The sequence below is a fragment of the Rhodospirillaceae bacterium genome, assembly GCA_040219235.1.
Classification (GTDB): Bacteria; Pseudomonadota; Alphaproteobacteria; order Rhodospirillales; family Rhodospirillaceae; genus WLXB01.
In genome coordinates this window covers 430,297-456,407 of record JAVJSV010000016.1, presented here as the reverse complement: position 1 = coordinate 456,407, position 26,111 = coordinate 430,297, and the positions used below count along the sequence as shown (strand labels likewise).

The 26,111-nt window shown below is 54.3% G+C and carries 26 protein-coding genes; 17 read left to right on the top strand and 9 right to left on the bottom strand.

Going from position 1 to position 26,111, the window contains the following annotated elements; genetic code table 11:
* The first annotated feature begins 49 nt into the window (after nt 1–49).
* Complete coding sequence (locus RIC29_16800; GenBank protein MEQ8736586.1) at nt 50–1,402, top strand: HAMP domain-containing sensor histidine kinase; 1,353 nt, start codon at nt 50–52, stop codon at nt 1,400–1,402.
* A 10-nt stretch (nt 1,403–1,412) separates the two neighbouring features.
* Here RIC29_16800 and RIC29_16795 read toward each other — a convergent pair whose 3' ends face one another.
* From RIC29_16795 to RIC29_16785, 3 genes are read right to left on the bottom strand one after another with little or no spacing between them, the layout of a single operon-like run.
* The gene (locus RIC29_16795) at nt 1,413–1,835 is read right to left on the bottom strand and encodes a DUF2177 family protein (protein ID MEQ8736585.1); all 423 of its coding nucleotides are present in this window, start codon (nt 1,833–1,835) and stop codon (nt 1,413–1,415) included.
* Nucleotides 1,832–2,617 (bottom strand): NAD(P)H-binding protein, encoded by a 786-nt coding sequence (locus RIC29_16790; protein MEQ8736584.1) that lies wholly within the window; start codon nt 2,615–2,617, stop codon nt 1,832–1,834. The genes RIC29_16795 and RIC29_16790 overlap by 4 nt, the downstream gene beginning before the upstream one ends.
* Nucleotides 2,614–3,393, bottom strand: a complete 780-nt coding sequence (locus RIC29_16785) for an NAD(P)H-binding protein (protein MEQ8736583.1) — start codon at nt 3,391–3,393, stop codon at nt 2,614–2,616. Before RIC29_16785 ends, RIC29_16790 begins: the two co-directional genes overlap by 4 nt.
* Nucleotides 3,394–3,583: 190 nt before the next feature.
* Here RIC29_16785 and RIC29_16780 point away from each other — a divergent pair, with 190 nt between their 5' ends.
* On the top strand, nt 3,584–6,262 hold the full coding sequence (locus RIC29_16780; protein MEQ8736582.1) for a valine--tRNA ligase: 2,679 nt from the start codon (nt 3,584–3,586) through the stop codon (nt 6,260–6,262).
* A 127-nt stretch (nt 6,263–6,389) separates the two neighbouring features.
* Nucleotides 6,390–8,126, top strand: a complete 1,737-nt coding sequence (gene ilvD, locus RIC29_16775; GenBank protein ID MEQ8736581.1) for a dihydroxy-acid dehydratase — start codon at nt 6,390–6,392, stop codon at nt 8,124–8,126.
* A 19-nt stretch (nt 8,127–8,145) separates the two neighbouring features.
* Here ilvD and RIC29_16770 read toward each other — a convergent pair whose 3' ends face one another.
* A complete protein-coding gene (locus tag RIC29_16770) occupies nt 8,146–8,937 on the bottom strand; it encodes a hypothetical protein (GenBank protein ID MEQ8736580.1) in 792 nt (263 codons plus the stop codon).
* Between the two features lie 476 nt (nt 8,938–9,413).
* Between RIC29_16770 and RIC29_16765 the strand changes: the two genes are divergently transcribed.
* From RIC29_16765 to RIC29_16750, 4 genes are all read left to right on the top strand, one after another.
* Entirely contained in the window at nt 9,414–9,569 is a 156-nt protein-coding gene (locus RIC29_16765) for a hypothetical protein (protein ID MEQ8736579.1), read from the top strand.
* An 82-nt stretch (nt 9,570–9,651) separates the two neighbouring features.
* Nucleotides 9,652–9,909, top strand: coding sequence for a hypothetical protein (locus RIC29_16760; protein ID MEQ8736578.1), 258 nt, complete (start codon nt 9,652–9,654; stop codon nt 9,907–9,909).
* 114 nt (nt 9,910–10,023) lie between these two features.
* On the top strand, nt 10,024–10,350 hold the full coding sequence (locus tag RIC29_16755; GenBank protein ID MEQ8736577.1) for a hypothetical protein: 327 nt from the start codon (nt 10,024–10,026) through the stop codon (nt 10,348–10,350).
* A 115-nt stretch (nt 10,351–10,465) separates the two neighbouring features.
* Nucleotides 10,466–10,897, top strand: a complete 432-nt coding sequence (locus RIC29_16750) for a helix-turn-helix domain-containing protein (protein MEQ8736576.1) — start codon at nt 10,466–10,468, stop codon at nt 10,895–10,897.
* Nucleotides 10,898–11,043: 146 nt separating this feature from the next.
* Here RIC29_16750 and RIC29_16745 read toward each other — a convergent pair whose 3' ends face one another.
* The 4 genes from RIC29_16745 to xth form a co-directional block, all read right to left on the bottom strand.
* Nucleotides 11,044–11,334 carry a BrnT family toxin gene (locus RIC29_16745; GenBank protein ID MEQ8736575.1) on the bottom strand — a complete coding sequence of 97 codons (291 nt, stop codon included), beginning with the start codon at nt 11,332–11,334 and terminating at the stop codon, nt 11,044–11,046.
* A 346-nt stretch (nt 11,335–11,680) separates the two neighbouring features.
* Nucleotides 11,681–12,628, bottom strand: a complete 948-nt coding sequence (locus tag RIC29_16740; protein ID MEQ8736574.1) for an aldo/keto reductase — start codon at nt 12,626–12,628, stop codon at nt 11,681–11,683.
* A 90-nt stretch (nt 12,629–12,718) separates the two neighbouring features.
* A complete protein-coding gene (locus tag RIC29_16735) occupies nt 12,719–13,081 on the bottom strand; it encodes a helix-turn-helix domain-containing protein (GenBank protein ID MEQ8736573.1) in 363 nt (120 codons plus the stop codon).
* 258 nt (nt 13,082–13,339) lie between these two features.
* On the bottom strand, nt 13,340–14,119 hold the full coding sequence (gene xth / locus RIC29_16730) for an exodeoxyribonuclease III (protein ID MEQ8736572.1): 780 nt from the start codon (nt 14,117–14,119) through the stop codon (nt 13,340–13,342).
* Between the two features lie 236 nt (nt 14,120–14,355).
* On the opposite strand from xth, the gene RIC29_16725 reads away from it, so the two are divergent.
* Together RIC29_16725 and RIC29_16720 are read left to right on the top strand one after the other, a co-directional pair.
* Entirely contained in the window at nt 14,356–16,926 is a 2,571-nt protein-coding gene (locus RIC29_16725; protein ID MEQ8736571.1) for a TonB-dependent receptor, read from the top strand.
* 138 nt (nt 16,927–17,064) lie between these two features.
* Entirely contained in the window at nt 17,065–17,763 is a 699-nt protein-coding gene (locus RIC29_16720; protein MEQ8736570.1) for a hypothetical protein, read from the top strand.
* On the opposite strand, the gene erpA is transcribed toward RIC29_16720, so the two are convergent.
* Entirely contained in the window at nt 17,760–18,107 is a 348-nt protein-coding gene (gene erpA, locus RIC29_16715) for an iron-sulfur cluster insertion protein ErpA (protein MEQ8736569.1), read from the bottom strand. The two genes, RIC29_16720 and erpA, sit on opposite strands and share 4 nt — an antisense overlap.
* Before the next feature lie 167 nt (nt 18,108–18,274).
* On the opposite strand from erpA, the gene RIC29_16710 reads away from it, so the two are divergent.
* The 8 genes from RIC29_16710 (at nt 18,275) to RIC29_16675 (ending at nt 26,064) form a co-directional block, all read left to right on the top strand.
* Nucleotides 18,275–19,468, top strand: coding sequence for a deoxyguanosinetriphosphate triphosphohydrolase (locus RIC29_16710; GenBank protein ID MEQ8736568.1), 1,194 nt, complete (start codon nt 18,275–18,277; stop codon nt 19,466–19,468).
* Nucleotides 19,465–21,240 (top strand): arginine--tRNA ligase, encoded by a 1,776-nt coding sequence (argS, locus tag RIC29_16705; GenBank protein MEQ8736567.1) that lies wholly within the window; start codon nt 19,465–19,467, stop codon nt 21,238–21,240. Before RIC29_16710 ends, argS begins: the two co-directional genes overlap by 4 nt.
* Nucleotides 21,237–22,172, top strand: coding sequence for an SPOR domain-containing protein (locus RIC29_16700; protein MEQ8736566.1), 936 nt, complete (start codon nt 21,237–21,239; stop codon nt 22,170–22,172). The genes argS and RIC29_16700 overlap by 4 nt, the downstream gene beginning before the upstream one ends.
* Complete coding sequence (nagZ, locus tag RIC29_16695) at nt 22,165–23,199, top strand: beta-N-acetylhexosaminidase (protein MEQ8736565.1); 1,035 nt, start codon at nt 22,165–22,167, stop codon at nt 23,197–23,199. Before RIC29_16700 ends, nagZ begins: the two co-directional genes overlap by 8 nt.
* A gap of 10 nt (nt 23,200–23,209) precedes the next feature.
* Entirely contained in the window at nt 23,210–23,881 is a 672-nt protein-coding gene (locus RIC29_16690) for a site-2 protease family protein (GenBank protein MEQ8736564.1), read from the top strand.
* Between the two features lie 16 nt (nt 23,882–23,897).
* The gene (locus RIC29_16685; GenBank protein MEQ8736563.1) at nt 23,898–24,710 is read left to right on the top strand and encodes a ScpA family protein; all 813 of its coding nucleotides are present in this window, start codon (nt 23,898–23,900) and stop codon (nt 24,708–24,710) included.
* Nucleotides 24,707–25,669, top strand: a complete 963-nt coding sequence (scpB, locus tag RIC29_16680) for an SMC-Scp complex subunit ScpB (protein MEQ8736562.1) — start codon at nt 24,707–24,709, stop codon at nt 25,667–25,669. Before RIC29_16685 ends, scpB begins: the two co-directional genes overlap by 4 nt.
* A gap of 158 nt (nt 25,670–25,827) precedes the next feature.
* A complete protein-coding gene (locus RIC29_16675; GenBank protein ID MEQ8736561.1) occupies nt 25,828–26,064 on the top strand; it encodes a twin-arginine translocase TatA/TatE family subunit in 237 nt (78 codons plus the stop codon).
* Nucleotides 26,065–26,111: the final 47 nt, after the last annotated feature.

The window sequence follows — 26,111 nt, the reverse complement described above, 5'->3', positions numbered from 1 at the left end:
CGTAATAGAAAAATGAGACCCATCTATAAGTTATATGCGGTGTTGGACCTTGAACGATAAGATTTACCAATTTGATGATAACGACGCCGTCCGCCGCAGAAATTTCACCATAATATGTTTTTCCGGTGGGACATGCGGACTGTTGGCCTTCGGGTTTTATTATGCTCACGGCGTTCCGTTCACGGCGCCTCTTATTACCCTCATGTGCCTAACGGCCATGTACTTTCCTTTTCCGCTGCTCCTCAAAACTAAACTCGCCCTTACGACGCTAGCGGTTATCTGTTTCTTGTGGATGGAATTGATTTTGTTCACCACAGCCGTCAATTTTGGTGGCTTCTCATCTCCTGTCTGGCCGTGGTTCGGTGCGGTACCAATTCTCTCATACTATTACTTACGAGGGAGTGACCGCATCATAGTCTTGGGCGCACTGGTCTTCGGCTTGCTCGCCATGGTTGGTTTGGTCGTGGGCGGTTATCCCATCGCGTCACCGATCCCGGAAGATCAGCTCCCTATGGTTTATTTTGGGTCAGCACTATTCGCCATAATATTCATCGGCTCGATCACCCACGTCTTCACGACACTGTCTCGTCAGTCTTATTTGAATCTAAAAGCTGCGAAGACGCTCGCTCAAGGGAAGCAATTTGAAGCGGAAGCGGCCAACACCGCGAAGACTCAATTTCTCGCTAACATGAGCCACGAATTCCGCACGCCGCTCAACGCGATTATCGGCTTCTCAGATCTTGTCCAACAGGAAAAGCTGGGCCCGATTGGCAACGCGAAATACTTGGAATACATCGCGGACATCAACAGCAGTTCACGACACTTGTTAGAACTGATTGATGATACCCTCAGTTATTCTCAACTCGATGTCGGCAAGTATAGAATTAAAGCCACTCTTATTGATGTTCGTGCGATTGTTCATGACGTCATAAAACAGGTCAGGTTTCGGCCAGAGGTAGAGTTTCTATCCCTAGAAGAAGAATTTGAAGAAAATCTCCCGTTACTCTCTGCCGATCCACGCGCAATCAAACAAGTGCTCATTAACCTGCTCGTAAATGCTATGAAATTCACCGGTGAAGGCGGCAAAGTGACGATCTCCGCGACTGTTGATAGCGCAGGAGCAATGAGCATCATTGTCAGAGATACAGGTGAGGGCATTCCGGAGCAGGATTTGAAAAAGGTGACTGAGCCGTTTTTCCAATCCCGTCAAAGCCGTTCAACAAGAGCTGATGGCACCGGCCTAGGATTATCCATTGCACGGGAATTCATGACTCTGCACTGTGGGGAACTTAGGATTGATAGTGTCTTCGGTGCGGGCACTGTGGTGACATGTACGTTCCCACAATGGCGTAGCTTTGATCGTGACGTAAATGAAATCATAGGCGGCAAAGACGTTTCTTGAGAAGTGGGTTTCACTGAAGGGCGGCGACCCCATTCTTCATTCTCGTGCACGCGATAAACCCGCACACCGCCGAAATCCCTGACGCAACCGTGCCCCAACTCACGTCCACCGCAATCACACTCAGCGGCCAGTCGGGCAGGGTGATGTAATTGGTCATGTCATAAGTGGCGTAGGCAAAGAAGCCGAACAGCCCACCAAACAGGGCGGCGGTTTGCCAACGGCCTGTGGTCAGGGCCGGGCGGATTCCGAAGATCACAATGCCAATGGCGTAAAATAAATAAAAGAGAGCGGCAACACCGAGATCAATCTCGTCTTTCAACAAATGCCCGAGTTGGGATTGGAAAAAGTCCGTCGCAATAACACCCAACCACACCGCATCAAGGATCAGAAACACAGCAGCCGTTGCCGCATAAGCGATTAAGTAACGCGTCATCTGTTTTGGGCCTCCCGATCCTTTTGGTTCTGGGCTTCCCAATCGCGTTGGGCTTTTAGCCGGCTTTTAAACGGCTCTGGGAAATCTGTGGCATCATCTACGGCATGAAAAATTTCATTCAGGCAGTGCGCTTGATCCATGCACTCCAACGTCAGCCGGGCCAGGGCATCGCGGGTGATCAGCCCACGCGCCGATTGATCCTCGGTCAGAAAGGCCGCGCCGGTTTCTTTCAAACGCGCGGGCAGCAGCGCCCAGTTGCGAATAATGGTGTACGGCACGCCGCTTTCCATCAGGTAACGCTCGCCTAGACCCTTGGCGAGCATCAGGTCGCTGAACTCACCTCCCGGGTCGCGGTCACTCAGATGACTGAGGCCCGCGCCGACGGAGCCATGCAAAATGACCTGTTTAACGCCGGTCTCTTTGGCGGCTGCGGCAATGTACTTCATGCTGTCGATATAGAACCCAGGCTTAACCCCGCCGTCACGGGCGAGGGCGTCAATCACCACTTTGTAAGGCCCAGATTTCAGCGCCGCGTTCACGTCGGCTTGGGTCAACACATCGCCGGTCACGAATGTCACGCCCAAAGGGTCCAGCGCTGATCTGTCCGACGTTGGCCGCACAAACACGGTCACGTCTTCACCCGCCTCAACCAGGGCCGATACAATCTCCCGCCCCAACTGACCGGTCCCGCCAAACACCAGCACGCCATTTTGGGCAGAGGCTGGCGCTGCAAGTGTCAGCAGCAGCAGGCCAAGTTTTAGGCTTGAGAGAAAAGACCTCATTGAGCGGCTTGTTCCATACGCTTGAATTCATCCAGCGTGTCGCGATACCGGCCTTCCGGCACCTCAACCTCGTCATCATAGGCGTGGAAGATTTCGTTGAGGCAGCGGTCTTGTCCCATGCATTCCAAGGTCAGCCGGGCGAGGGCATCCCGGGTCACGCCGCCGCGCTTGGTTTGATCGGTGGTGATGGCGGCCTTGCCCGACTCTTTCAGGTCCGCCGGCAACAGCACCAGGTTCCGGATGATGGTGTAGGGCACGCCGCTTTCCATTAAGTGCCGCTCGCCAAAATCTTTGGCAGTGATTGTGTTGCCCATCCGGCTCCAATTGTCTTCAGGATAAATCGGGCGACTCAGCCCGGCGCCCACCGAGCCATGTAGGATGAATTGCGCGACACCCGTTTCCTTGGCCCACTTGGCCATGTAAATCATGCTGTCGATGTAGAAGTCCGGGTTGACATCGCCGTCACGGGCCAGGGCGTCAATCACCACTTTGTACGGTCCGGATTTCAGCGCCGCTTCCACATCGCTTTCAGTCAGTACATCGCCGGTGACAAAAGACACGCCCATTGTCTCGAGTTCAGAGCGGTTGGACGTTGGGCGCACAAACACGGTCACGTCTTCTCCCGCCTCGACCAAATCCATCACAACTTCTTTGCCCAGCTGGCCGGTGCCGCCAAACACCAGCACGCCTTCGTTGGCGCTGGAGAGCGTGGGGGCGGAAAAAGTGGCCAGCACGAAAGCCAGTCCGGCTGTCACAGTCGACTTCAAGTTGGTCATGAATGCACCTATTTGGTTTTAAATTCGCCAGAGTTTGCCTTGGCTCAAGCGTATAAACAACGAAAACCGGACAGCAGAGAACACATCCGCGTGAACCCTGGCCTTAGGGTTGAAAACGCGGCAAACATTGCGCTTCAAGCCCGGCAACGGTAAACCCACTCCCACACTTCTACACATAAAGTTCAGACCTATGCCCGCTCAAGAATTAGAGAAAACCTACAATCCCGCCGACGTTGAAGAAAAGCTCTACGAGGAGTGGGAACGCTCCGGTGCCTTTGCCGCCGATACCGAGTCCAACAAAGCGCCGTACACCATCATGATGCCGCCGCCGAATGTGACCGGCAGCCTGCACATCGGCCACGCGCTGACCTTCACCCTGCAGGATGTGCTGATCCGCTATCGCCGCATGAAAGATCGCGACGCTCTGTGGCAGCCGGGCACCGATCATGCCGGTATCGCCACCCAAATGGTGGTCGAGCGCCAGCTGGCCGAACAGGGGATTCATCGCCGGGATTTGGGTCGAGAGAAATTCATTGAAAAAGTCTGGGACTGGAAGGCTGAGTCCGGCGGCACCATCATCCGTCAGCTGCGCCGTCTTGGCGCGTCGGCAGACTGGGAGAAGGAACGCTTTACCCTGGATGACGGTCTGTCCAAGGCCGTCGCCAAGGTGTTCGTGCACCTCCATAAAGAAGGTCTGATCTACCGCGACAAGCGCCTGGTTAACTGGGATCCCAAACTCCACACCGCCATCTCCGACCTGGAGGTCGAGCAGCGCGAAACCACGGGTAAGATGTGGTTCTTCAAATATCCGGTCGAAGGCCAGGACGGCGTGTTCATCACGGTCGGCACCACCCGGCCTGAAACTATGCTGGGTGATACCGCCGTGGCCGTGCACCCCGAGGACGAGCGCTATACGGATTTGGTGGGCAAAAACTGTGTGCTGCCTTTGGTCGGTCGCAAAATTCCGATCGTTGCGGATGAGTATGCCGATCCGGAGAAGGGCACCGGCGCGGTGAAAATCACCCCGGCCCATGACTTCAACGATTTTGAAGTCGGCAGACGGCACGATCTGGAACGTATTAACGTGCTCGATGAGAACGCGGCGCTGAATGAAAACGCACCCGAGCCCTATCAGGGCCTGGACCGCTTCGAGGCCCGCAAGGCCATCGTCGCGGCCATGGAAGAATTGGGCCTGCTGGACAAGATTGAAGACAACCAGATGGTCATTCCCTATGGCGACCGCTCTGGCGTTGTGGTCGAGCCCTGGCTGACAGACCAATGGTACGCCGATGCCCACACCCTGGCCCAGCCCGCCATTAAAGCGGTGGAAGAAGGCAAAACCAAGTTCGTGCCCAAGCAGTGGGAAAACACCTATTTCGAATGGATGCGCAACATCCAGCCGTGGTGTGTGTCCCGGCAACTGTGGTGGGGCCATCGCATTCCCGCCTGGTACGGCCCAGATGGCGCAGTGTTTGTGGAAGAAACCGAGGACGCCGCCAAAGCCGCTGCTGCCAAACATTACGGCAAAGACGTAGACCTGGTTCAAGACCCAGATGTTCTGGACACCTGGTTCTCCTCCGGTCTGTGGCCGTTTTCGACCCTCGGCTGGCCCGATAAAACACCGGAACTGGACCGCTATTATCCTGGTGATGTGCTGGTCACCGGCTTCGATATCATTTTCTTCTGGGTCGCCCGCATGATGATGATGGGCATCCACTTTATGGGCGAAGTACCGTTCCGCGAGGTCTACATCCATGCTCTGGTCCGCGACGAGAAGGGCCAGAAGATGTCCAAGTCCAAGGGCAACGTCATGGACCCCTTGGAGCTGTGCGACAAATACGGCACGGACTCTGTGCGCTTTACCCTCACGGCTATGGCCGCCCAGGGGCGCGACATTAAGCTGTCGGAGCAGCGCATTGCGGGCTATCGCAACTTCATCACCAAAATCTGGAACGCGGCCCGCTTCTGCGAGATGAACGAATGTGTGTCTTCGGCAGCTTTTGATCCCAAGTCGGTCACCAGCACGCTCAACCGCTGGATTGTCGCCAAAGCCGCAGAGGCCGGCAACGCGGTCGGGGCATCCATTGAGGCGTATCGTTTCAATGAAAGCGCCGATGCGCTGTATCACTTCACCTGGCACAGCTTCTGCGACTGGTATCTGGAATTCGCCAAGCCCGTGTTTATGGGCGAGGACGAAGCCGCCAAAGCGGAAACCCGCGCCACCGCCGCCTGGGTGCTGGATCAAATTCTCATCTTCGCCCATCCACTCATGCCGTTCGTCACCGAAGACCTATGGCGCCGGACCGATGAAAACCGGGGCAGTGCGCTGATCAACGGGCACTGGCCCGACTATGCCGGTCTGTCTGCCCCCGATGCGGAAGCGGAAATGGCCATAAAGGACATAGATTGGGTCGTGGACCTGATCTCAGCGGTTCGGTCGGTCCGCGCCGAGATGAACGTGCCGCCCGGGGCGAAGCTGGACATCAGCGTCAAAGATGCGGACGCTGAGGCGCGGGGCCGTTTAGAGGCCCATCGCGCTCTGATTCAGGCCAATGCCCGGCTGAATTCCATTACCGCCGTGGAGGGTGATCTCAGCATTAAAGGCGCAGTGCAAGCGGTATTCGGTGCGATGACGCTGGTTCTGCCCTTGGCCGATGTCATCGATCTCGACCAGGAGCGCGCCCGTTTGACGAAAGAGATCGCCAAACACGACGGCGAGATCACTAAAATCTCCAAAAAGCTAGGAAATGCTGGGTTCGTCGCCAAAGCCCCGCCGGAGGTGGTGGAAGAAAATCAGGACCGGCTGAAAGCGGCGGAAGACGCCAAAGCCAAGGTGCTTGAGGCCCTAGAGCGTTTAAAGGCTATCTGACCTAGGTTTTCTAAGCCAGAGGTGAACCGCCCAAAACAAGCGGTGAGCCGCCCAAAATCCTGGCGTTTTGGCGGCTGTCGCCCTATGAAGAAGCCATAAACCACTCGATTTCTTAAGGGACGTTTCCATGCCTGACGACGGTCAAAAACTCACATTCGATAAATCCAAGCTGCCCTCACGCCATGTGACGGAAGGCCCGGAGCGCGCGCCGCACCGGTCTTACTATTACGCCATGGGCATGACCGAAGAAGAGATTCATCGTCCGTTTGTCGGGGTCGCCACCTGCTGGAACGAAGCGGCCCCCTGCAACATCTCGCTGAACCGTCAGGCTCAGGCCGTTAAAAAGGGCGTCGCCGAAGCGGGCGGCAGTCCGCGTGAATTCACCACCATCACCGTGACGGATGGGATCGCGATGGGCCATGCCGGGATGAAGTCGTCTCTGGTGTCCCGGGATGTGATTGCGGACTCTGTTGAACTGACCATGCGCGGCCACAGCTATGACGCGCTTGTTGGTTTGGCGGGCTGCGATAAGTCCTTACCCGGCATGATGATGGTCATGGTGCGTTTGAATGTGCCGTCTGTCTTTATGTATGGCGGCTCCATCCTGCCCGGCACGTTTAAAGGCAAAGACGTCACCGTCGCCGATGTTTTTGAGGCCGTTGGCCAACACTCGGCGGGCAATATGTCGGACGAAGACCTGTTTGAGCTGGAATGTGTGGCCTGTCCGTCGGCGGGCTCCTGTGGTGGCCAGTTTACGGCCAACACCATGGCCTGTGTGTCAGAAGCTATGGGCCTGGCGCTGCCCGGCTCGGCCGGAGCGCCTGCGCCTTATGAATCCCGCGATCACTATGGCGAAGAGTCCGGCAAGGCCGTGATGCGCTTGATCGCCTCTGGCCTGCGCCCACGCGATATCGTGACCCGCAAATCTCTGGAAAACGCCGCTGTTGTGGTCGCGGCCTCGGGCGGTTCCACCAATGCCGGGCTGCATCTTCCGGCCATCGCCCATGAGGCGGGCATCAAGTTCGATCTGGATGACGTCTGCGAAATCTTCAAGAAAACGCCTTACATCGCCGATCTTAAGCCCGGCGGGCGCTATGTGGCCAAGGATGTCTACGATATCGGCGGTGTGCCTGTGCTGCTGAAGGCGCTACTGGATGGCGGCTATCTGCACGGCGATTGCATGACCGTCAGTGGCAAAACTCTGGCGGAGAACCTGGCCGATGTGAAATTCCCGGAAGACCAGGACGTCATCCGCCCGACCTCTAACCCACTCACAGCCACGGGTGGCGTGGTGGGCCTGAAAGGCACGCTGGCGCCTCATGGGGCTATTGTTAAGGTTGCGGGGATGGCAAACCAGAAATTCCGGGGTCCGGCGCGCTGCTTCGACTGTGAAGAAGACGCCTTTAAGGCGGTTGAAAAGGGTGAATACAAAGAAGGCGATGTGTTGATCATCCGCTATGAAGGCCCGCGCGGTGGCCCGGGCATGCGCGAAATGCTGTCCACCACGGCGGCGTTGTACGGGCAGGGCATGGGTGACAAAGTCGCCCTGATCACCGATGGCCGCTTTTCTGGCGCAACCCGTGGGTTCTGTATCGGCCATGTCGGGCCGGAAGCCGCAGTTGGCGGTCCCATCGCCTTGGTTCAGGATGGCGACATGATCACCCTGGACGCGGTTGAAGGCATCATTGATCTGGAAGTGGATCCGGAAGAGTTGGCCAAACGCCGCTCAGCCTGGGCGCCCCGTGCCCATGACTATCAGTCGGGCGCGATCTGGAAATACGCCCAAACCGTTGGTGATGCCAAGGACGGTGCGGTCACGCATCCGGGCGGCAAGGCTGAAACCCATATGTACGCGGATATTTAGGCTCTCTGATTTAGCGGTCTTAACGCGTTAAGGTGCATTGATCATTTTCCCGAAGGTACGGCGGGCTGCATTCCCAATTGTTGCCTGAGTAATCCAGATTGGCATTTGCAGGCAGTATAACGGCATCGCAACTGTCGTTGTTGGATTTATAGCCCCGATCACACTGCCAGCCAGTGCCGTATGACGTATCTGTTGCATAGCCGTTGGCCGGCACCTCAATAGGCGCGCAGGACTCTCCCGTGCGGCGATAACCGCGCATGCACTCCCAACCGCGCCCATAAGATGTGCCGGTCAGCGTGGCGTTGGCGGGGGGCGTTAACGCGGCACACCCCTCAGCATTTTCATTATACCCTCGCTCACATTTCCAGCCACTGCCGTAGGCGGCATTGGTAAGGTAGGCGTTGTCAGGCAATACGATGGCAGCGCAAGTGTCACCGGACTTACGATATCCGCGACCGCACTCCCAACCGTTGTCGTATGATTTGTTTGTGAGGTAGGCGTTGTCCGGAAGGTCGATGAAAACGCAAGAGTCTTGAGCTTTCTTATATCCAATCTGGCAGTTCCATTGTGTGCCAGAGAGGCTACCGGTGAGATACCCATTGTCCGGGGCGACAACCTTAACGCAGCTTTCTTCGTTGGCTTTAAAACCTGGACTGCAGTCCCACCCGCGTCCGTAGCTTCTCTCAACCGCATTCTCAGGGATTGTGTTTGCAGCAGGCTGCGCGTGCGCGGTCCCAAGGGTGTTTGCAACAAATAGCCCGGATATCAGAATAAAGAAGGTTGCTCTGAAGCTATGCGCGGGTGAAGTCATAAGACTTAATCTCTCTATTTCTATGTTGGTTTGCGCTGAATGAGCGCTCGTATTTTGGCCAAGTAGTCCAGATGACCGGCGTTTTATAAAAACGATCCAAACTGATCATGGTTACAGCTGCTGTTGTTTCCACAGGATCAGCAGTAGCGCGGAAGCCAGGTCCACTGCAGCGCAGGATCTGGGGGCTGCAAGAATCTAAGTGCAAGTGCAGCGTTGGTTCTCGTTCTAACCAAGCCCTGCGTGTGGTGCGCAAGTCTTCATTATGGAGGGCCAGGAATTCACTTAGCAATGGTCCTCAATTTTCTAGAGTATAAACAAATTATAGTATTTTGCAAGTAAAAAGCGAGTACCTTGATATATAAGGATAATAAAATTTCTTATATTTATAATAATCACTGATCTATTGATTATCATCTATTGAGACACCACGTAATAAACAGCAGGAGATTATTCCTGTGACATATTAAGGATATTTGATGTCCTACAAATCATTCTCCACAAAACAAGATTCTATTGAAAAGACAGATCAAGGTGATGGTCCTAAAAAACCAACCTCTGTTGCAGGCCAAGCACCAGCTCCAAAACCGTCTGAAGCAAAACAACCAGAAAAGCCACCGGCTAAAAAAGACTAGCCGCTGGCCCCACCAGTATCCGACGCTGGTCTTGAGTCTCTTCACTTCAGTCTAGCGTTGGATCAGTCCGCGAGGGCCTGTGATGACACGCACAACTCAGACGACGGTTACCTTTGCAAGTCCTTTTTTTCTGGGAGACTCTAAACACGAGCTTCCGGCCGGCACGTACGATGTAGAAACCGACGAAGAACTTCTGTTGGGTATGTCTTTTCCAGCTTATCGGCGAACAGAGATCCGCCTTCATGTTCCAACCGGGACTGTTAAAAAAGGCAGGAGCCGGACGTTGATCATTTTACCACAGGATCTGGACGCAGCGTTGGAACGAGATACGCCGTTATAGCCGACCTCCGATAGGGCTAATGGCAAAGTTTTAGCGCGGGATTGATATCTAAAAGCACGTTTTGCCGTCCAAAAGCCGAACGCATGGTTTGACGTCTAAAAGAAGGTTCAAGTTTTGCTTTTTCCAATTGATCTCGACAGTTACCGCTCTAACTCCAATCGGGCCGCGATAAAAAGCCGCCGCGCGCGTCATCATGAAAATGAACATGAACTTGACTGTGAATTAGGGGCGGCAACGCATCGCACACGCGAAGATGAATTCGAAAGCCTCCTTCTGAATTCGCAAGCAGACTCCCTGGAAAGCGTAATGCGTAAGGTGAAACACCATCTGGAGCTCTACGCGAAGTTGGCGCAAGTGCAAGCCCCTCAGTGCAATTTGCTGATAGCAAGCGTGTTTGCGGATCTTCATCGCTTATCTGACGCGGCGGAAAAACAATCATGAGCTACATCACGAAGCCGAAACGGTCTCCTGCCATAGACCCTTTACACAATCCAAAAAACCGCGATTGCCTGGTGTGTAAAGACTCATTCCCGAGTGAATGGGCCGGGGAAAGGGTGTGCAGCAACTGCAAGAAAAAGATGACCTGGAAGCAAGGCCTGCGGAAGTAAGGCACCTGCCATTTAGCGTCCTGACGACAGGCTCTAAACGTTTAAATACGCTCCACGTACTCAATCATCCGCTGGCGTTCTTTGGCATCGGGCAAGCGGCCCGTGCCTGCGCTCATGAGGACATGGCGCAAGAAGATGTGGCCAAAAAAATGGGAACATCCCAATCTTATATTGCCAAACTGGAAGGCTGCACAACCCGCCCCACAATGAAGGCACTCAAAAGATATGCTGCCGCTAAAGGTTCACGCCTTAAATTGTTTTTGAGCCATGGACACCACAATAATATTTTAAAGTTGATTATTTTGGCTGGTGTGCCTGAACGTAGGCCGCCAATACAGCAGACATTCGGGCCGTATATCCCTTTGGATTTTCTGCTTTGAAATAGGCCACGACAGCCTCATCAACCCGCAAGCTGACGTTCGGTTTTGTGCGGGGTGGAGTGACCTTCGCATTAGCCCAAAAGGCTTCATCCAGTTCGGGAATGTCGCTTGTGTCTATTTGATTATCTGGCACGTTGGCTATCTGCTCAAGTGTCAAAGGTTTCTCGTATCGCTTGCTCATATCTTCTCCTTTCTGATTTAATTGCAGGGCGGGCAGAGATAATTCTGCAAACGCCGTTCCTGTCTGTGTGAACAACAACCAAGATGGCCACGCCGCTAATCATCCCAATGCTAATTTCGCGGTCTTCGCCATATTCAGACCGAACATCGAGGTGATTGACCGTAAAACCGTCAAAAATTTTCACAGCATCTTCAAAGCGAACTCCGTGCTTTGTGACGTTTTCACGGTTTTTATCCGCATCCCATTCAAACGACATTGCTGATTCCATGCTTTAAACGTAATACGTATTGTATTACGTTTAAAGTTATTTTTCAGGTTGAACATGATGGGAAAGCACATCGCGGGCCATCTCGGCGGCCCTCATTGTCCATTTACCAACGGTCATGGACGACCTTGCCAGTTGGCAAAAAATGAACCATCCGAAAAGCCATTAACATTGATGCGGGCGTAATTCAAAAGCCTGCTATTTTTTCTTTTCAAAAGCGATAGTCTCATTACCCGCATTCAGCGGCTTAACGTTTAGGCCGCTTGTGCCAGCGTCTTGTGCCAGCGGGGGAGCATGGTCGGGACAAACATGCGTCCTGACGACAGGCTCTAAACGTTTAAATACGCTCCACGTACTCAATCATCCGCTGGCGTTCTTTGGCATCGGGCAAGCGCCCCATGCCTGCGCCCGCGTTGTCGACCATATGCTTGGGCTTGCTGGTGGCCGGAATGATGCAGGTGACGGCGGGGTGAGACAGAATAAATTTCAGGTAAAACTGTCCCCAGCTTGAGGCGAACTCTGCGGCCCAGTCCGGGATGTCCCGGCCTGCTGTCTGCTCAAACAGGCTGCCCCGGCCAAACGGCACATTGATCAGGGTGGCGACGCCAAGCTCAGCGGCGATCGGCAGCAGGCGGTTTTCCGCGCTGCGTTCCTCGATGTTGTACTGAAACTGGCAGAAATCGATCTTTTCCTGCTCCATAACAGGCACAAGGGCCTCTTGGGCTTCGGGCCGCCAGTGGGTGATGCCGATGTACTTATAGCGGCCATCTGCGCGCCATTCCCGCATGGTGCCGAGCTTGCGGTCGGTGTCGACCAGGTTATGAACCTGAATGAGGTCGATGCTGTCGCTGTGCAGCAGATCAAACGAGGCTTCCAGCTCCTCCAGACCGTCCTGCTCGCCTTCCACCCGGACTTTGGTGGCCAGAAACGCAGCGTCCCGTACGCCCAGGTCTTTCACCAGATCGCCCACAATGGCTTCGGAGCCGCGATAGGAGGGCGCGGTGTCAATCAGCGCGCCACCGTTGTCCAGAAGGGTTTGAATCACCGCCTTGCGTTGCGCCATGGCCTCGGCATCGCTGCGGTCCACAATAAACGAGCTGGACGTGCCAAGGCCGATCACCGGCAGGGCTTCGCCCGACGAAGGGATTGGCCGCGTCATCATTTTTTCTTGTGCTTTCAAGGCGGTAGGGCGCGTTGTTATAGCGGCTGCCGCCGTTGCGGCAACGGTGAGGGCGCTGAAAGCCCGGCGCGTGAGAGGCTTTTTTGGCATAGATGGTGCTGGCATAGCGGCATGTCCTGAACTGTGATCTCGTTCTCAGACTCTGTACGTGGTTCGCTTAGGCGTCAATCTCAAGCGTGCGACGATTACGGCGATTTAATCGCGTTCATCGCTTTCAGGGTGCTCAGCCTGCTCAGCAGCCCGGCCAACCAGGTCCGGGTCGGCTTTCAGGGCCGCGTCCACCACCTCCGGCGCATAGGCGATGACTTTCAGCAGGGCCGTGGCCGCCCGGTCAGGGCCGCGCCGTCCGCTTTCCCAGCTCGCCAGGGTGCGCGGGCTGAGGCTAAAACGTGTGGCGAACTCCCGCTGGCTGCCGCCAACAGACTGCCGGACCTGTCTCACCTGGAAGGGGTGATAACAATGCAGCATCTTGTCGGCCTTGCGGATGGCTGAGGTGATGAAGGCAAGTTGTGGGTCCGGCGTTTTAGGGGATTTTTGAGGCGATGCAGGACGGCGCATAACGGTTCTCCGGCGCGTTTAAACAACCCCTCTAACCCCAAGTATACGCCATTGGCGTATAGTCCACCATTTCAATATTTATAAATTAAATAAAACAATATATATCAATTACTTGTTATTAATTTATAACAAAGCACATTAATAAAAATGTGGGTGTGCATGGGCTCGAACCAAAGTGAGAGCCCTCTAGAAAAATCTCGAACCAAAGTGAGAGCCCTCTAGGAAAACCTCGACCCAAGGGGGCCCCTTATGAGTTTTTTAGCTCTCGTCGAGCACACACCAGACCGGCGTATGATCCGAGGCTTTTTCCTTGCCCCGGGGGTCTTTATCTATGCCGGCATCCTTCAGGTGATCCGCGGCCTGGGGCGATAACAGCAGGTGATCAATCAGCAGGCCGTTGTTCTTTTGCCAGGCCCCACGCTGGTAATCCCAGTAGGAATATTGATGCGGCGCATGATTGAAGCTCCTGAAGGCGTCCGTCAGTCCAAGGTGTTTAAGGGCTTGAAACCGCGCCCGGCTTTCTGGCTGGGTCAGGGCATCCTTGGCGAAGGCGGCGGCATCATAAACATCGTCGTCTTTAGGGATGACGTTGTAATCGCCGCCAAACACATACGCCTCTTCTGTCTCCAAGCGGCTTTGGACGTGCGTGACCAGGCGATCCATCCAGCCCAGCTTGTACGGGAATTTCTCGGTATTGATAGGATTTCCGTTGGGCAGGTAGATGCTGGCCACGCGCAGCCAGCCATACACTGTGCCTTCCATATAGCGCGCCTGAACATCCTCCTCATCACCCGGCAGGCCGCAGGATACATCTTCGATGGGGGATTTTGAGAGGATCGCAACGCCGTTGTAGGTCTTCTGCCCGTGGGTTTCGACGTTGTAGCCCAGGTCTTCAATTTCCATGCGGGGGAAGGCTTCATCGACAGTTTTGATTTCCTGCAGCAGCACCACGTCAGGGGCGAAGTCCTTCAGCCAGGCCAAGACGTTTGGCAGACGGGCTTTCACGGAATTGACGTTCCAGGTCGCAATTTTGATCATGTTAGGCGATGCCTATCTGCTGCGAAGTGTGCTGTGAAGCGAGGGGAAGTCTGGGAAAGGTCATACCGCATTTGTCTTAGCCTAAGTGTGCACCCGGTGGAAGCGGAGCCACGTTGTAAATCTGCAACAAACAAAAAGAAACTAGGGTTATTTCTGTGATTGCGGTTTCATGAAGCTTTCCTTCCCTCACGTTTGCATGAAGACTACTGCTATCATTCTTGGGGGAGAACACATCAATGCGTTTTATATCTGCCAGAACCTTACTGCTCGGCACGGTCGCCGCAACCACCATGCTCGGCGGGCAATCTGTCGTTTCACCGGCGTCAGCCCAGCAGCTCGCTGTTGAAGAAATTGTCGTAACAGCGCGGCAACGTGAAGAGCGCTTGCAGGACATTCCGTTATCAATCGCAGCCTTCAGCGCTGCAGATATCCGCGAGCAAGGGTTCCGGGATCTTGGCGACATCGTGATGCAGACTAGTGGTGTTACATTCGACCCCCGTGCTTCCAGCGGGACCGGTGGCCGCATTAATTCACAGATTCGAATTCGCGGCGTTGCGACGGGCGGGTCACTTCCGCATATTCAACCGGTCTCACTGTTTGTTGACGGTGTTTATTCTCTGGGTGGTGCAAACGTGCTCCCCCTGAACGAGCTTGAACGCGTTGAAATCATTAAAGGCCCACAGTCTGCGTTCTTCGGCCGCAACACGTTTGCGGGTGCTATCAACTACATCACGCGCACACCCAGCCTCGAAGAATATGAGATGGTCATCGATGCGACTGCAGCCACGCGAGGAATATTCGATTTCAGCACGATCGCAAGCGCACCTCTCGTGGAAGGCAAGATGGCGGTTCAGCTTGCCGCGCGTATGTATGCACGTGGGGCCCAGTATACCGCAACTGATGGAGGCGGCTTGGGTGAAGAAGAATCTAATTCTATTAGCGGCGTCATCTATGCGGAGCCTAATGAGGATATTAAAATTAAAGCGCGCGTCTTTTACCAAGAGGATGACGATGGTCATCCGGTAAGTGCGTTTTTCCGTGCGCAAACCTTGTCGCCGACGTGTTTGGGGCAAACCCGTGACCGTCTTGACGATGATGGTAATCCTGCGACACTCACTCTTGGTGCTTACTATTGCGGTGTGGTCCCTGGTGTAGGAGAAACGGGTGCGCCGCCGGTGGACTTGAATACGAGTCTCAGACCTGGACTCTTCGCGCTTGTTCGTCCAGCTTTCGACGGTGTTAACGGCGGTTTTTTGCCCCCTGCAGCTCGTCCTGACTATCTAATCGATACGTTTGTAAATGGCCCTCCATTTGTAGAAGGTGCGCCATCTATCGATCATATGGGGCTGGTGCGGAAAACCTTCCGGACATCTCTGAATCTCGATTGGGAGTTTGCCGACGGATACAACTTCAATATGACCGGGGGCTACAATGACTCCGATCTTAACTATATTCTCGACTTTGACCGGACCCCGATTGAGAGTTGGTACACGAACGATCCGCAAGTCAGCCGAGATTACTCAGTCGAGGCACGTATTTCCTCGCCCGGCGAAGAACGGCTTCGCTGGTTGGGCGGAGCGACCTACTATAATCAGAAGTTTGTAACGTCGGGTGCCGGCGGGTTAGCAATTAATTCTTGCTTTGGCACTTGCGCTGTTGGTCCCGGATTGTTTGGTTTGCCAGCCACGGGCGGTAATCTTGCAGAGGTCTGGGGTGTGTACGGTTCAGTGTCTTACGACATCACTGAAGAACTCACTTTCGATGCTGAAGTGCGCTATCTTGAGGACGAACGTACGTCCGAAATTCGTGCCGGATCATTTGTCCAAGGTTTTGCAGCAACATATAAGCAGTGGACACCGCGTTTTATCCTGACCTATCGTCCTACCGACGAGACCACAGTTTACGCGCAAGTCTCACGCGGCAGTTTGCCAGGAGTTACCAACGGTCTGGTGGCGATTTGTTCCGACGAGACATTCCTCCAACCTTATGAAGATCCTCTAAACCCAGGCACATTTATCTCTATTTCTGAGTGTGACCAGTTGGCGCGTCAGTTCCCAAGTGGTGAATCGCAGGGGTCTACGCCGTCTCAGAAACTTGATGCGTTGGAGATCGGCTGGAAGCAGTCTGCTTTCGATAATACTTTGAACTTTAATCTAACAGGCTACTACTACACTTGGAAAAATCTACCGTCAGGTGTTCAGGTTCGCTATGTGCGTGATGCCGATGACCCGAACCTGCGTGACAGACTGCCAAATCAGTTCCCGAACACTTTAGGGGTTAGCGTTTCTGGTAAGCAGAAGCTGTGGGGCCTGGAACTTGAGAGCGGGTGGCAAGCGACTGAGAACCTCTCAATGCAGTTCAATGCCAGTTGGAACCAAAACGAGTGGAGCGAGTTCCGTTCGACGTCAGCTCCGTTCTATCCATCCAACAACTACAAGGGTCTTGAGCAGGCGCGCTACCCTGAATGGATGGGTAACTTGACGACGACGTATGAAGACATCCTCATCAATGAATGGAATTGGTACGTCCGCGGCAACGTCTCTTACATGGGCGAGCAATGGGTTGATTTCGAGAACCTAGCAAGCATCGAAGATTACTTTCTGATTGATGCCTTTTTGGGTGTCCAGCGCGAGGGCTTGAGAGTTGAAGTGTTCGTGCGCAATCTGTTCGACGATGATTCCTGGGTTAACGGCTCAAGGGGCGTCGATTTCTCGTCACAAGGCGACCTGTCCTTTAGTCTTCAGGGTATTGGCTTGGTGCCGCAACAGAAGCGGACATTTGGTATTCGTACCAACTTAGAGTTCTAGGATCCTGTCACAGGGGAGGGGATCCCTGGGCCCGAAGCCGCAAGGTTTCGGGCCCGCTTTTTATGTCCTGGAGCCTTATGGTTTCAGGACTTTTTTGTGTACTAGGCTTAACAGAGATCAGCGTTTACGATCTGAGGCATGTTGTTTCGCATTCTTGTTTGTTTGCTTGCCTTTCATGCTGGTTCTGCTGTCGCCCAAGTCGTGCGCGCCCAAGGTGATCTCTGTGAGCCTTATTCAAACGCTGTGCGATTGCGTTTCGATACTCAGTTGATCGAGCCCACCTACAATACAGACCTCTCAATTCAAGATGTACGTCAGCTCTACACGGTGCGCGGGCAGCGCATCAGCCGTGCCCATGAAAATGCCATCGGCTTGACCTACGCCGAAATTTCATTGGGGTTGTCTGCGTCCACACGCTCGTTGCCGCGCCCAGGCGGTGGCTACTGTGTCTATCTGGATGAGGTGAATGCCAAGTTTGGCCTGGATCGTCTGTCTGTCTATGTGGGGCGGGAATACCCGCGTGGCAGTTGCGAGTTTCGCACCATCCTGGATCATGAGAATGAGCATGTGGCCATCAACCTCGAGATCGTCAAGGATTATGGGCCGCGCCTGCGTCAATCCCTGGAGAATGAATTGCGACGTATTGCGCCCCTGTTTGCACCATCAGTTAATATGGGGGCAAGGCGAGCTGTTGCGGACCTGCAGCAGCGGGTTCAACCCATGATGGATGCGTTAAAGCAGGAACAGCGGCGCAGAAATGGCGCCATAGACACGGACCACAACTACGGTGCGTTGCAGGAGCTGTGTTTAGAGTGGGATCGCTATCGCGTGCGTTAGAGGGAGAACGACGTGCCGCAGCCGCAAGTAGACGTGGCGTTTGGATTACTGATCCGGAAGGACGACGCCATCATATCTTCCACATAGTCGATTTGAGATCCGCCGAGCAGATCAAGCGACATTTCATCCACCACCAGCTTCACACCATGGAATTCGTAGACTTTATCGTCGGCTGTGGTGTCGGCATCGAGACTGAAGCCGTAGGAAAAGCCAGAACACCCGCCACCAGACACGTTAAGACGCAGCATCAGGCTGTCATTGCCTTCTTCGGCAATGAGGCTCTCAACTTTCGCGGCGGCACGCTCTGTCAAAATGACGCCTGCTTCTGGGCTGATGTTATTCATAGCTGTGGGTCCATATGACCTTATAAATTCAATACTGTGTCTAATCTAGGGCTCTTACATCCAACCTTCAAGCTACAGCATTTTCACGGCTATCTTTTAAATGAATCTTTGAAAATGCTCTAAGCCTCAGATTGCTTGCAACTGTGGCCTCCGGTAGGTTGCCCGGCATGATCACGAACTTGTCCACATATCGAGACTGTATGGGGCCCGTTGCGGCGGACCCGGCGCACTCCCGGGGGCGCTTGCATCCGGAACCGGAAGCGGCAACGCGCACCGCATTCCAACGTGATCGGGACAGAATCATTCATTCCAGCGCCTTTCGCCGCCTGAAATACAAGACTCAAGTGTTTGTTTATCATGAAGGCGACAACTACCGGACACGGCTATCTCATAGCCTGGAAGTTGCTCAAATTGCCCGGTCCATCAGCCGTTTTACGGGCCTGAACGAGGATCTTGCCGAAACGCTGGCTCTGGCGCATGACCTGGGCCACACCTGCTTTGGCCATGCTGGAGAGGGCGCGCTACAAGAGTGTATGGCGCCCTTCAATGGTTTTGATCACAATGCCCAGGGGCTACGTATTTTGACCAAGCTTGAACAACGCTATCCGGGTTTTGATGGGCTCAACCTGACCTGGGAAACTTTGGAAGGTCTGGTCAAGCACAATGGACCGCTGTCGGGCGGAGGTGTGACTGAGGCTGTGCCCCTGGCCATCCTGGAATATGTCGCCGGGCACGACCTGGAGTTGGACCGGTTTGCCTCCGCTGAGGCGCAGGTCGCAGCTGTTGCTGATGATATTGCTTATAATGCCCATGACATCGACGACGGCCTTCAAGCCGGGCTGTTTTCCCTCTCTGACCTCACATCGGTCCCTCTGATTGGCCCTATTGTTGAAGATGTGGCGCACGAATATCCCGACCTGGACGACGCAAGGCGTGTCCATGAAATCGTCCGCCGGCTGATCGGTGCGATGGTGAATGACGTTATTTTTGAGTCCCAGCGTCGCATGGCAGACCTAAAACCTGAGCGGCCAGAAGACGTTCATAGTCTTAAGGCCGCGTTGGTGGGGTTCTCCGTAGATATGACGCACAACGATAAAGCCTTGAAGGGATTTCTTTTTCCCAATATGTACCGGCACCACCGCGTCACCCGGATGGCGGACCAAGCTGTACGCGTTGTTCACGACCTTTTTGAGCTCCTCCATCAGGAGCCAGATAAGCTGCCATTGGATTGGCAGGGGCAGATGGACGGTCCTCGTGGAGTAAAAACAGCGCGGCGGGTGGCGGATTACATTGCAGGCATGACCGACCGGTTTGCCTTGGCAGAACACACACGACTATTTGGCCCCGGTTTGTTGATATGAATGTTTTTGCAGAGATTAGGACGAAAATTCTGGCGGTCATCGAGGCGGAGATTTCTGCCGGTGGTTTGCCTGCCGGCTTAACGCTGGATGCCATCACGGCTGAGCCTCCGCGTGACCCCAGCCATGGCGATGTCTCTACCAACGCAGCCATGGTGCTGGCCAAACCGGCGCACATGAAACCGCGTGATGTGGCTGAAAAGATCGTCGTCCGACTCTCAGGCTTGGACGGCATCACATCGGCTGACATTGCGGGGCCTGGATTTATCAACCTCAAACTTGAGCCAAGCCTGTGGCAGTCCGTGGTCCGTGACGTTCTGAAAACCGGGATTGCTTTTGGCAGCAGTGCGTTGGGGCAGGGGCAGCCGGTGAATGTCGAGTATGTCTCTGCCAATCCCACCGGGCCGCTGCATGTGGGCCACGCCCGGGGCGCTGTCTTTGGCGACGCGCTGGCGGCGCTGTTGCAAAAAGCCGGCTATGCCGTCACCAAAGAATACTACGTCAATGATGCCGGGGCGCAGGTGGACTCCCTCGCACGCGCTGTTCACCTTAGATATCTCGTGGCGCTGGGGCATAAAACCGAGGCGGATTTTGATGCCGCGTTTGAGGCCGGTGAGGTGGAATACGCCGGTGAGTATTTGAAAGATGCCGCCTCTGCATTGGCCGCGCGCGATGGTGACAAATGGGCCGATGCATCGGAAGAGACCTGGCTGATGCCGGTCCGGGCTTTTGCCATTAAAGCTATGATGGACATGATCCGCGATGACTTAGTTGCCCTTGGCATTGAACAGAGCGTCTTCACCTCTGAGAGAGGGCTTGTTGAAGCCGGGCAGGTTGAGGCCGCGATAGCGGACTTGGAAAAAGAAGGCTTGGTTTACACCGGCGTTCTGGAGCCGCCAAAGGGGAAGGTCCCGGAAGACTGGGAACCAAGGCCGCAACTCCTGTTTAAGTCAACAGAATTTGGCGACGATATTGACCGGCCCTTCAAGAAGTCTGATGGCTCATGGACCTATTTTGCTTCAGATGTCGCCTATCATCGCGACAAGTTTGACCGTGGTTTTACAGATATGATTGATGTCTGGGGCGCAGATCACGGCGGCTATGTAAAGCGTATGCAAGCTGGCGTCAAAGCTCTCTCTCAGGGCAAAGCAGCGCTGGACGTTAAGCTTTGCCAGCTGGTCAAGTTGTTCGACAACGGCGAGCCGGTCCGTATGTCCAAGCGGGCCGGCACGTTTGTCACACTGCGCGATCTTATCGACGCCGTTGGTAAAGATGTTGTGCGCTTCATTATGCTGACCCGCAAGAATGACGCGCCGCTCGACTTCGACTTTGCCAAAGTGACTGAGAAATCTAAAGACAACCCGGTCTTTTACGTCCAATACGCCCATGCACGGATTCACTCGGTGTTCCGTCATGCCGCCGAGGCTTTGCCGGGCGTCGATATTTCAGACGGTGCCTTGGCGGGGGCTGACTTGTCCCTTTGCAGTGACGACGATGAATTGGCCGTGATGCGCATGGTGGCGTCCTGGCCGCGCATCATCGAGGCGGCAGCGATCGCTCACGAGCCACATCGTATAGCGTTCTATTTGTATGACTTAGCGTCGCAACTCCATGCCTTATGGAACCGTGGCAACGAAAATGCAGAACTGAGATTTTTATTACCGGATCAACCTGATAAGTCAGTCGCACGGCTGGCGCTTGTCCGCGCTGTTGCTGTGGTGATAGCGTCAGGTTTGGATGTGTTTGGCGTTGAGCCCGTAGAGGAGATGAGATGATGTCTCACCAGGGGCAGTTATTAAGACACCCGTTGCGTCAATCGGACGGTAAAGACGAGCGCGGGTCATTTACGGACCCGGTGTTCGACGATGACTATTACGGTCGGGACCAGGCCGGTGGTAAAGGCCGCACCATTGGTTTGGTTGTCGGTGTCGTCGTTGGCGCGATCATTGCCGGCGCGGCGGCGTGGACCGTATTTGGTCCTGGGGCAAATCAGGACACGGCACGAACACCTCTGATTGTCGCCAATCCTGAGCCCTACAAAGCCCGCCCAGAAGACCCAGGCGGAATGCAGGTCGAGAACCAAGACAAGTTGGTCTACGAGCGTGTCGGCGGTGCGACACCACCGGCAGGGGCTGAAAACATTTTACCACCCCCTGAAGCGCCCAAAGCGCCTGCCCCAGAGCCTGTGCCAGAATCTGCACCTGACACGGCACCAGAAAGTGTAACGGCTCCGATTGCGGTGCCAACGCCGTCTGCAGCCGCGCCTATTGCAGAGCCTGCGACTGTTCCGGCGGAGTCTGACTCACTGCAACCCCCTCCGCCCGCTCCTGCGGCTGAGACACCTGCTGCGCCTGTTGCAACAGCCACGCCAGCATCACCAGTAGAACCACAAGTAGAACCACAAGCAGAACCAACAACAGCCGCTTCATCATCCGCAACACGTGATCCGCTGTCGGGAGATCATCTTATTCAGATTGCAGCCTTGAGGTCAGAAGAAGCGGCCCAAGCGGAATGGCAGCGCATCAGCAGCCGCTATGCCAGTTTGCTCGCGGCATACCGGCCTGTAATCGTGCGCGCCGATCTTGGCGAGCGGGGCATTTTCTTCAGATTACGCGCAGGCCCCGTAAACGGACGCCCAGCAGCGGATGAACTATGTGCGGCTTTGGCGGCGGAAAACATCGGCTGCCTTGTCGTTCGCAATGAGTAGTCCAGTCGGCCCTATATCCGCTGCAGTCTATGGATGTTCAGGGCTCACGCTGACGGACGCAGAGCGTGTTTTTTTTAAAACGGCTAATCCGCTTGGCTTTATTCTGTTTGCCAGAAACGTTGAGTCGCCTGAGCAGGTTCGACGTCTGGTGACTGAGTTCAGGGAGAGTGTGGGCAGAAATGCCCTGGTTTTGATTGATCAGGAAGGTGGCCGCGTTCAGCGTTTAAGGCCACCTCACTGGCGATCTGCACCGCCGTTCAGAGTGTTTGGCGATGTTTATACTCAGAATCCTGAGCGCGCACTCAAGGCCCTGAGGATTAACATGCAGTTGATCGGGGCTGAACTTGCAGAATTAGGCATTGATGTCGATTGTGCGCCCTGTTTGGATGTGCCTGTACCTGGGGCCCATGATGTGATTGGCAATCGCGCGTTATCTGATGACCCCAGTGTTGTCGCCGCGATGGCAGAGGTGGCTTGTCAGGGCCTGATGGACGTTGGTGTTGTGCCCGTGATTAAGCATTTGCCTGGCCATGGTCGGGCAGGGGTCGACAGTCACGCTGCGTTGCCGGTTGTTGATACGCCGGTGATCGATCTCCAAACTTCTGATTTTGTGCCGTTTCGGGCGGTCTCAAGACTTCCTGTGACTGCAATGACTGCCCATGTGGTCTATTCCGCCCTGGATGAGTCCCAGCCTGCAACATTGTCTCAGCAGGTCATTTCTGACGTGATCCGCAAAGACTTCGGCTTTGAAGGTCTTTTGTTTAGCGATGATCTGGGGATGAAGGCTCTCAGCGGTTCGTTTGCAGATCTTGCTGACGCCTGTCTTAAAGCGGGCTGTGACGTGGCGCTTCATTGCAGCGGCGTTCTCTCAGAAATGGAAGAAATGGCTCCAGGCGTTTCTGCGCTCTCTGAGAATACACACCAGGCTGTGGAAAAGCTGGATGCTTATCGTGGTCAGCCGCAACTCAGTATTGATAAGAATACGGTCTCTTTCGAGGTCGCGTCTCTCCTAGACGCCGCAGCCTAAAGCAGAAGATATGCTCTATACAGCCTCAACCTGGATTCTGCCTGCTTTGCTGGCGATAACACTGCACGAAGCAGCGCATGGTTATGCGGCCATGTATTTTGGCGACCCAACGGCCAAGGATCAGGGCCGGGTGTCTTTAAACCCGTTTCGCCATGTTGACCCGGTTGGTACCTTTTTATTACCCGCCCTTCTCATTTTAAGCCGCGCCCCGTTTGTTTTTGGCTGGGCAAAGCCGGTTCCGGTGAACTTTGGCCGGTTAAGGAATCCACGTCGGGATATGGTCTGGGTGGCGGCGGCTGGGCCTGCGATTAATTTGTTTCTGGCGCTGCTCTCCGCACGGTTGATTTATCTGGTCCCTGAAGTGCCAGATGGTGCCGGCCAATGGACGTTCGATACATTGAGAAATAGCTTATTTCTCAATGTGATACTGTTTGTTTTTAACCTAATTCCTTTGCCGCCTTTAGATGGTGGACGGATCGCAGTCGGATTACTTCCAATACCCCTCGCACGACGCTTGGCGCAGCTAGAAAAATACGGCATGTTCCTGATCATCGGTTTGCTTCTCGGACTGCCTTGGCTGGGATCTATGATCGATGTTCCGATACGGCCTTTCGAGTGGGTGATTATGCCCATCGTAGAGGCCGTCATCACCGGAATTGCATATCTCGCTGGATTGATCTGAGGAGATCGCCCTAATCATGGACGAACGTCCACCTTTTCAAGAAGATGAGCGGTCGATAGCCGCAGAAACGGCCACCAATCCGGATGATTTGGTGTTGAACCTTGGCGGCTTTGAAGGGCCGATCGATGTTCTGTTGACGCTGGCGCGCGATCAGAAAGTGGATTTGATCCACATTTCGATTTTGGAACTGGCCGAGCAATATCTGGTTTTTGTGGATGCTGCGCGCATCCATAACCTGGAATTGGCTGCAGATTATTTGGTTATGGCGGCGTGGCTGGCCTATCTCAAATCCAAGATTCTCCTGCCGCGTGAGGAGGAAGATGAGCCCTCTGCATCAGAAATGGCCGATGCCTTGCGCTGGCAACTTCTGCGTCTGCAATCCATGCAGGAAGCGGGCAAAAAGCTCATGGAACTGCCGCGTAAGGGGCAGGCGTTCTTCACACGTGGAGATCCGGAAGGGCTGCCAGTGTCGTACACCTCAGTCTACGATATCTCACTCTACGACTTGCTCCGCGGCTATGCGCGGTCGCGTCAAGAAGGGCCGCCTAAGGCGCTGGAAATAGAACCCATTGACCTGTATTCGATTGATGATGCGATCGAACGCCTGCGCAATATCCTTCCGAATGTGCCCGACTGGACCAATCTTGCCGCCTTTCTGCCAAAAGAAGGTATGTCACCGTTTAAACGTAGATCTGCGATTAGCACCACTTTGCTGGCGATATTAGAACTGGTTCGGCAGGGTAAAGCCGACGTTCGTCAAGACGGTGGGGCATTTTCGCCAATTTTTCTGAAGCCGGCAAACCGGCCTGAACTTGTGGAGTCCGAATGACTGTTTCCGAAGCTGCATCTGATGAGAACGTGGTCGAGTTGGTTGCCAATAATGATGAACTTGAGGCAGTCATCAATGATGAACTTGAGCAGATCACCGTTGATGAAGATATGCGTCTGGTTGAGGCTCTGATTTTTGCCTCTGCAACAGCGGTGACTGAGCGCAGCATCAAGGAACGCCTTGATGAGTCTGCCGATGTGACCAGTATTCTCGGCAAGTTGAAGGCACTGTATAAAGGCCGTGGCGTCGAGTTAACCCGGGCCGGAAACCGCTGGTTTTTTAGGACAGCGCCCGATCTTGGCGATCGCTTAAAGCTAGAGAAAATGGTGCCGAGAAAGCTCACTCGTGCTGGTACTGAAACCCTGGCCATTATCGCGTATCACCAGCCAGTCACCCGCGCGGAAATTGAAGAAATCCGCGGTGTTGTGATCAGCAAGGGGACCATAGACATCCTTTTGGAAGAAGGCTGGATTAAGCCGAAAGGCCGACGTCATACACCAGGTCGTCCCGTCACATGGGGAACCTCAGACGCGTTCCTCGACCACTTTGGTCTGGAATCGCTAAATGATTTGCCGGGGATCGATGAGTTAAAAGCAGCGGGTCTGCTGGATAGTCGGCAGGGCCTTGCGGCATACAATGCCCGCGCCAATGACAGCGACACTTTACTCTTTGATACTGAGGAGTCTGACGAAATGCTTGAGCCTCTTGAGGGAGGCGACGAAACGCCATCTTCAGAAGAGGCTATGGCAGAGGATTTCGCCGAAGAGAGTGAGGAAAAGGACGCTGCCGTTGAGATCGGAGAAAATGTCGAAAACGGCATTGATGAGAGCCCTCAAGCTGCTAATGAAGAACTTCAAGATGGTTCTATTGATGAAGACGAAGATGCCGCTGAAAATGTTAGAGATACAGGCTCTGAAGCTGACAACCAGCAAGAGGATGAAGAAGCAAATCGAGGTTAATAGCTGTTGGTCGAAAGCTGGTTTCCCTTGCGAAGGGTGATATTCAGCCCTAAGTACTTGAATGAAAGTTACTTTAGCTTCGGTGCCATTGCAGCAAGCCGTAGTTTCTGCGATGATATAGCAACAACTTATGCAAAAAAGCATGGAGAATCAAAGACATGGGATCATTTAGTATTTGGCACTGGGTCGTCGTTCTTGTCGTCGTATTACTGCTCTTTGGTAAGGGTAAAATCCCGGCGCTGATGGGCGATGTGGCAAAAGGCATAAAGTCTTTCAAATCGGGCCTTAAAGACGATGATGACGAAAAAGCAGATGTAAAGAAGGCCATCGACGAAAACTCTTCGGACGATACCGCTATGGCCAAGGAGAAAGACGAAGCGTCTTCGCGCGCCTAACTTTTTAGACCTTTTGGTCACTATGCAGGCAATTTTTCTGTCGCGAC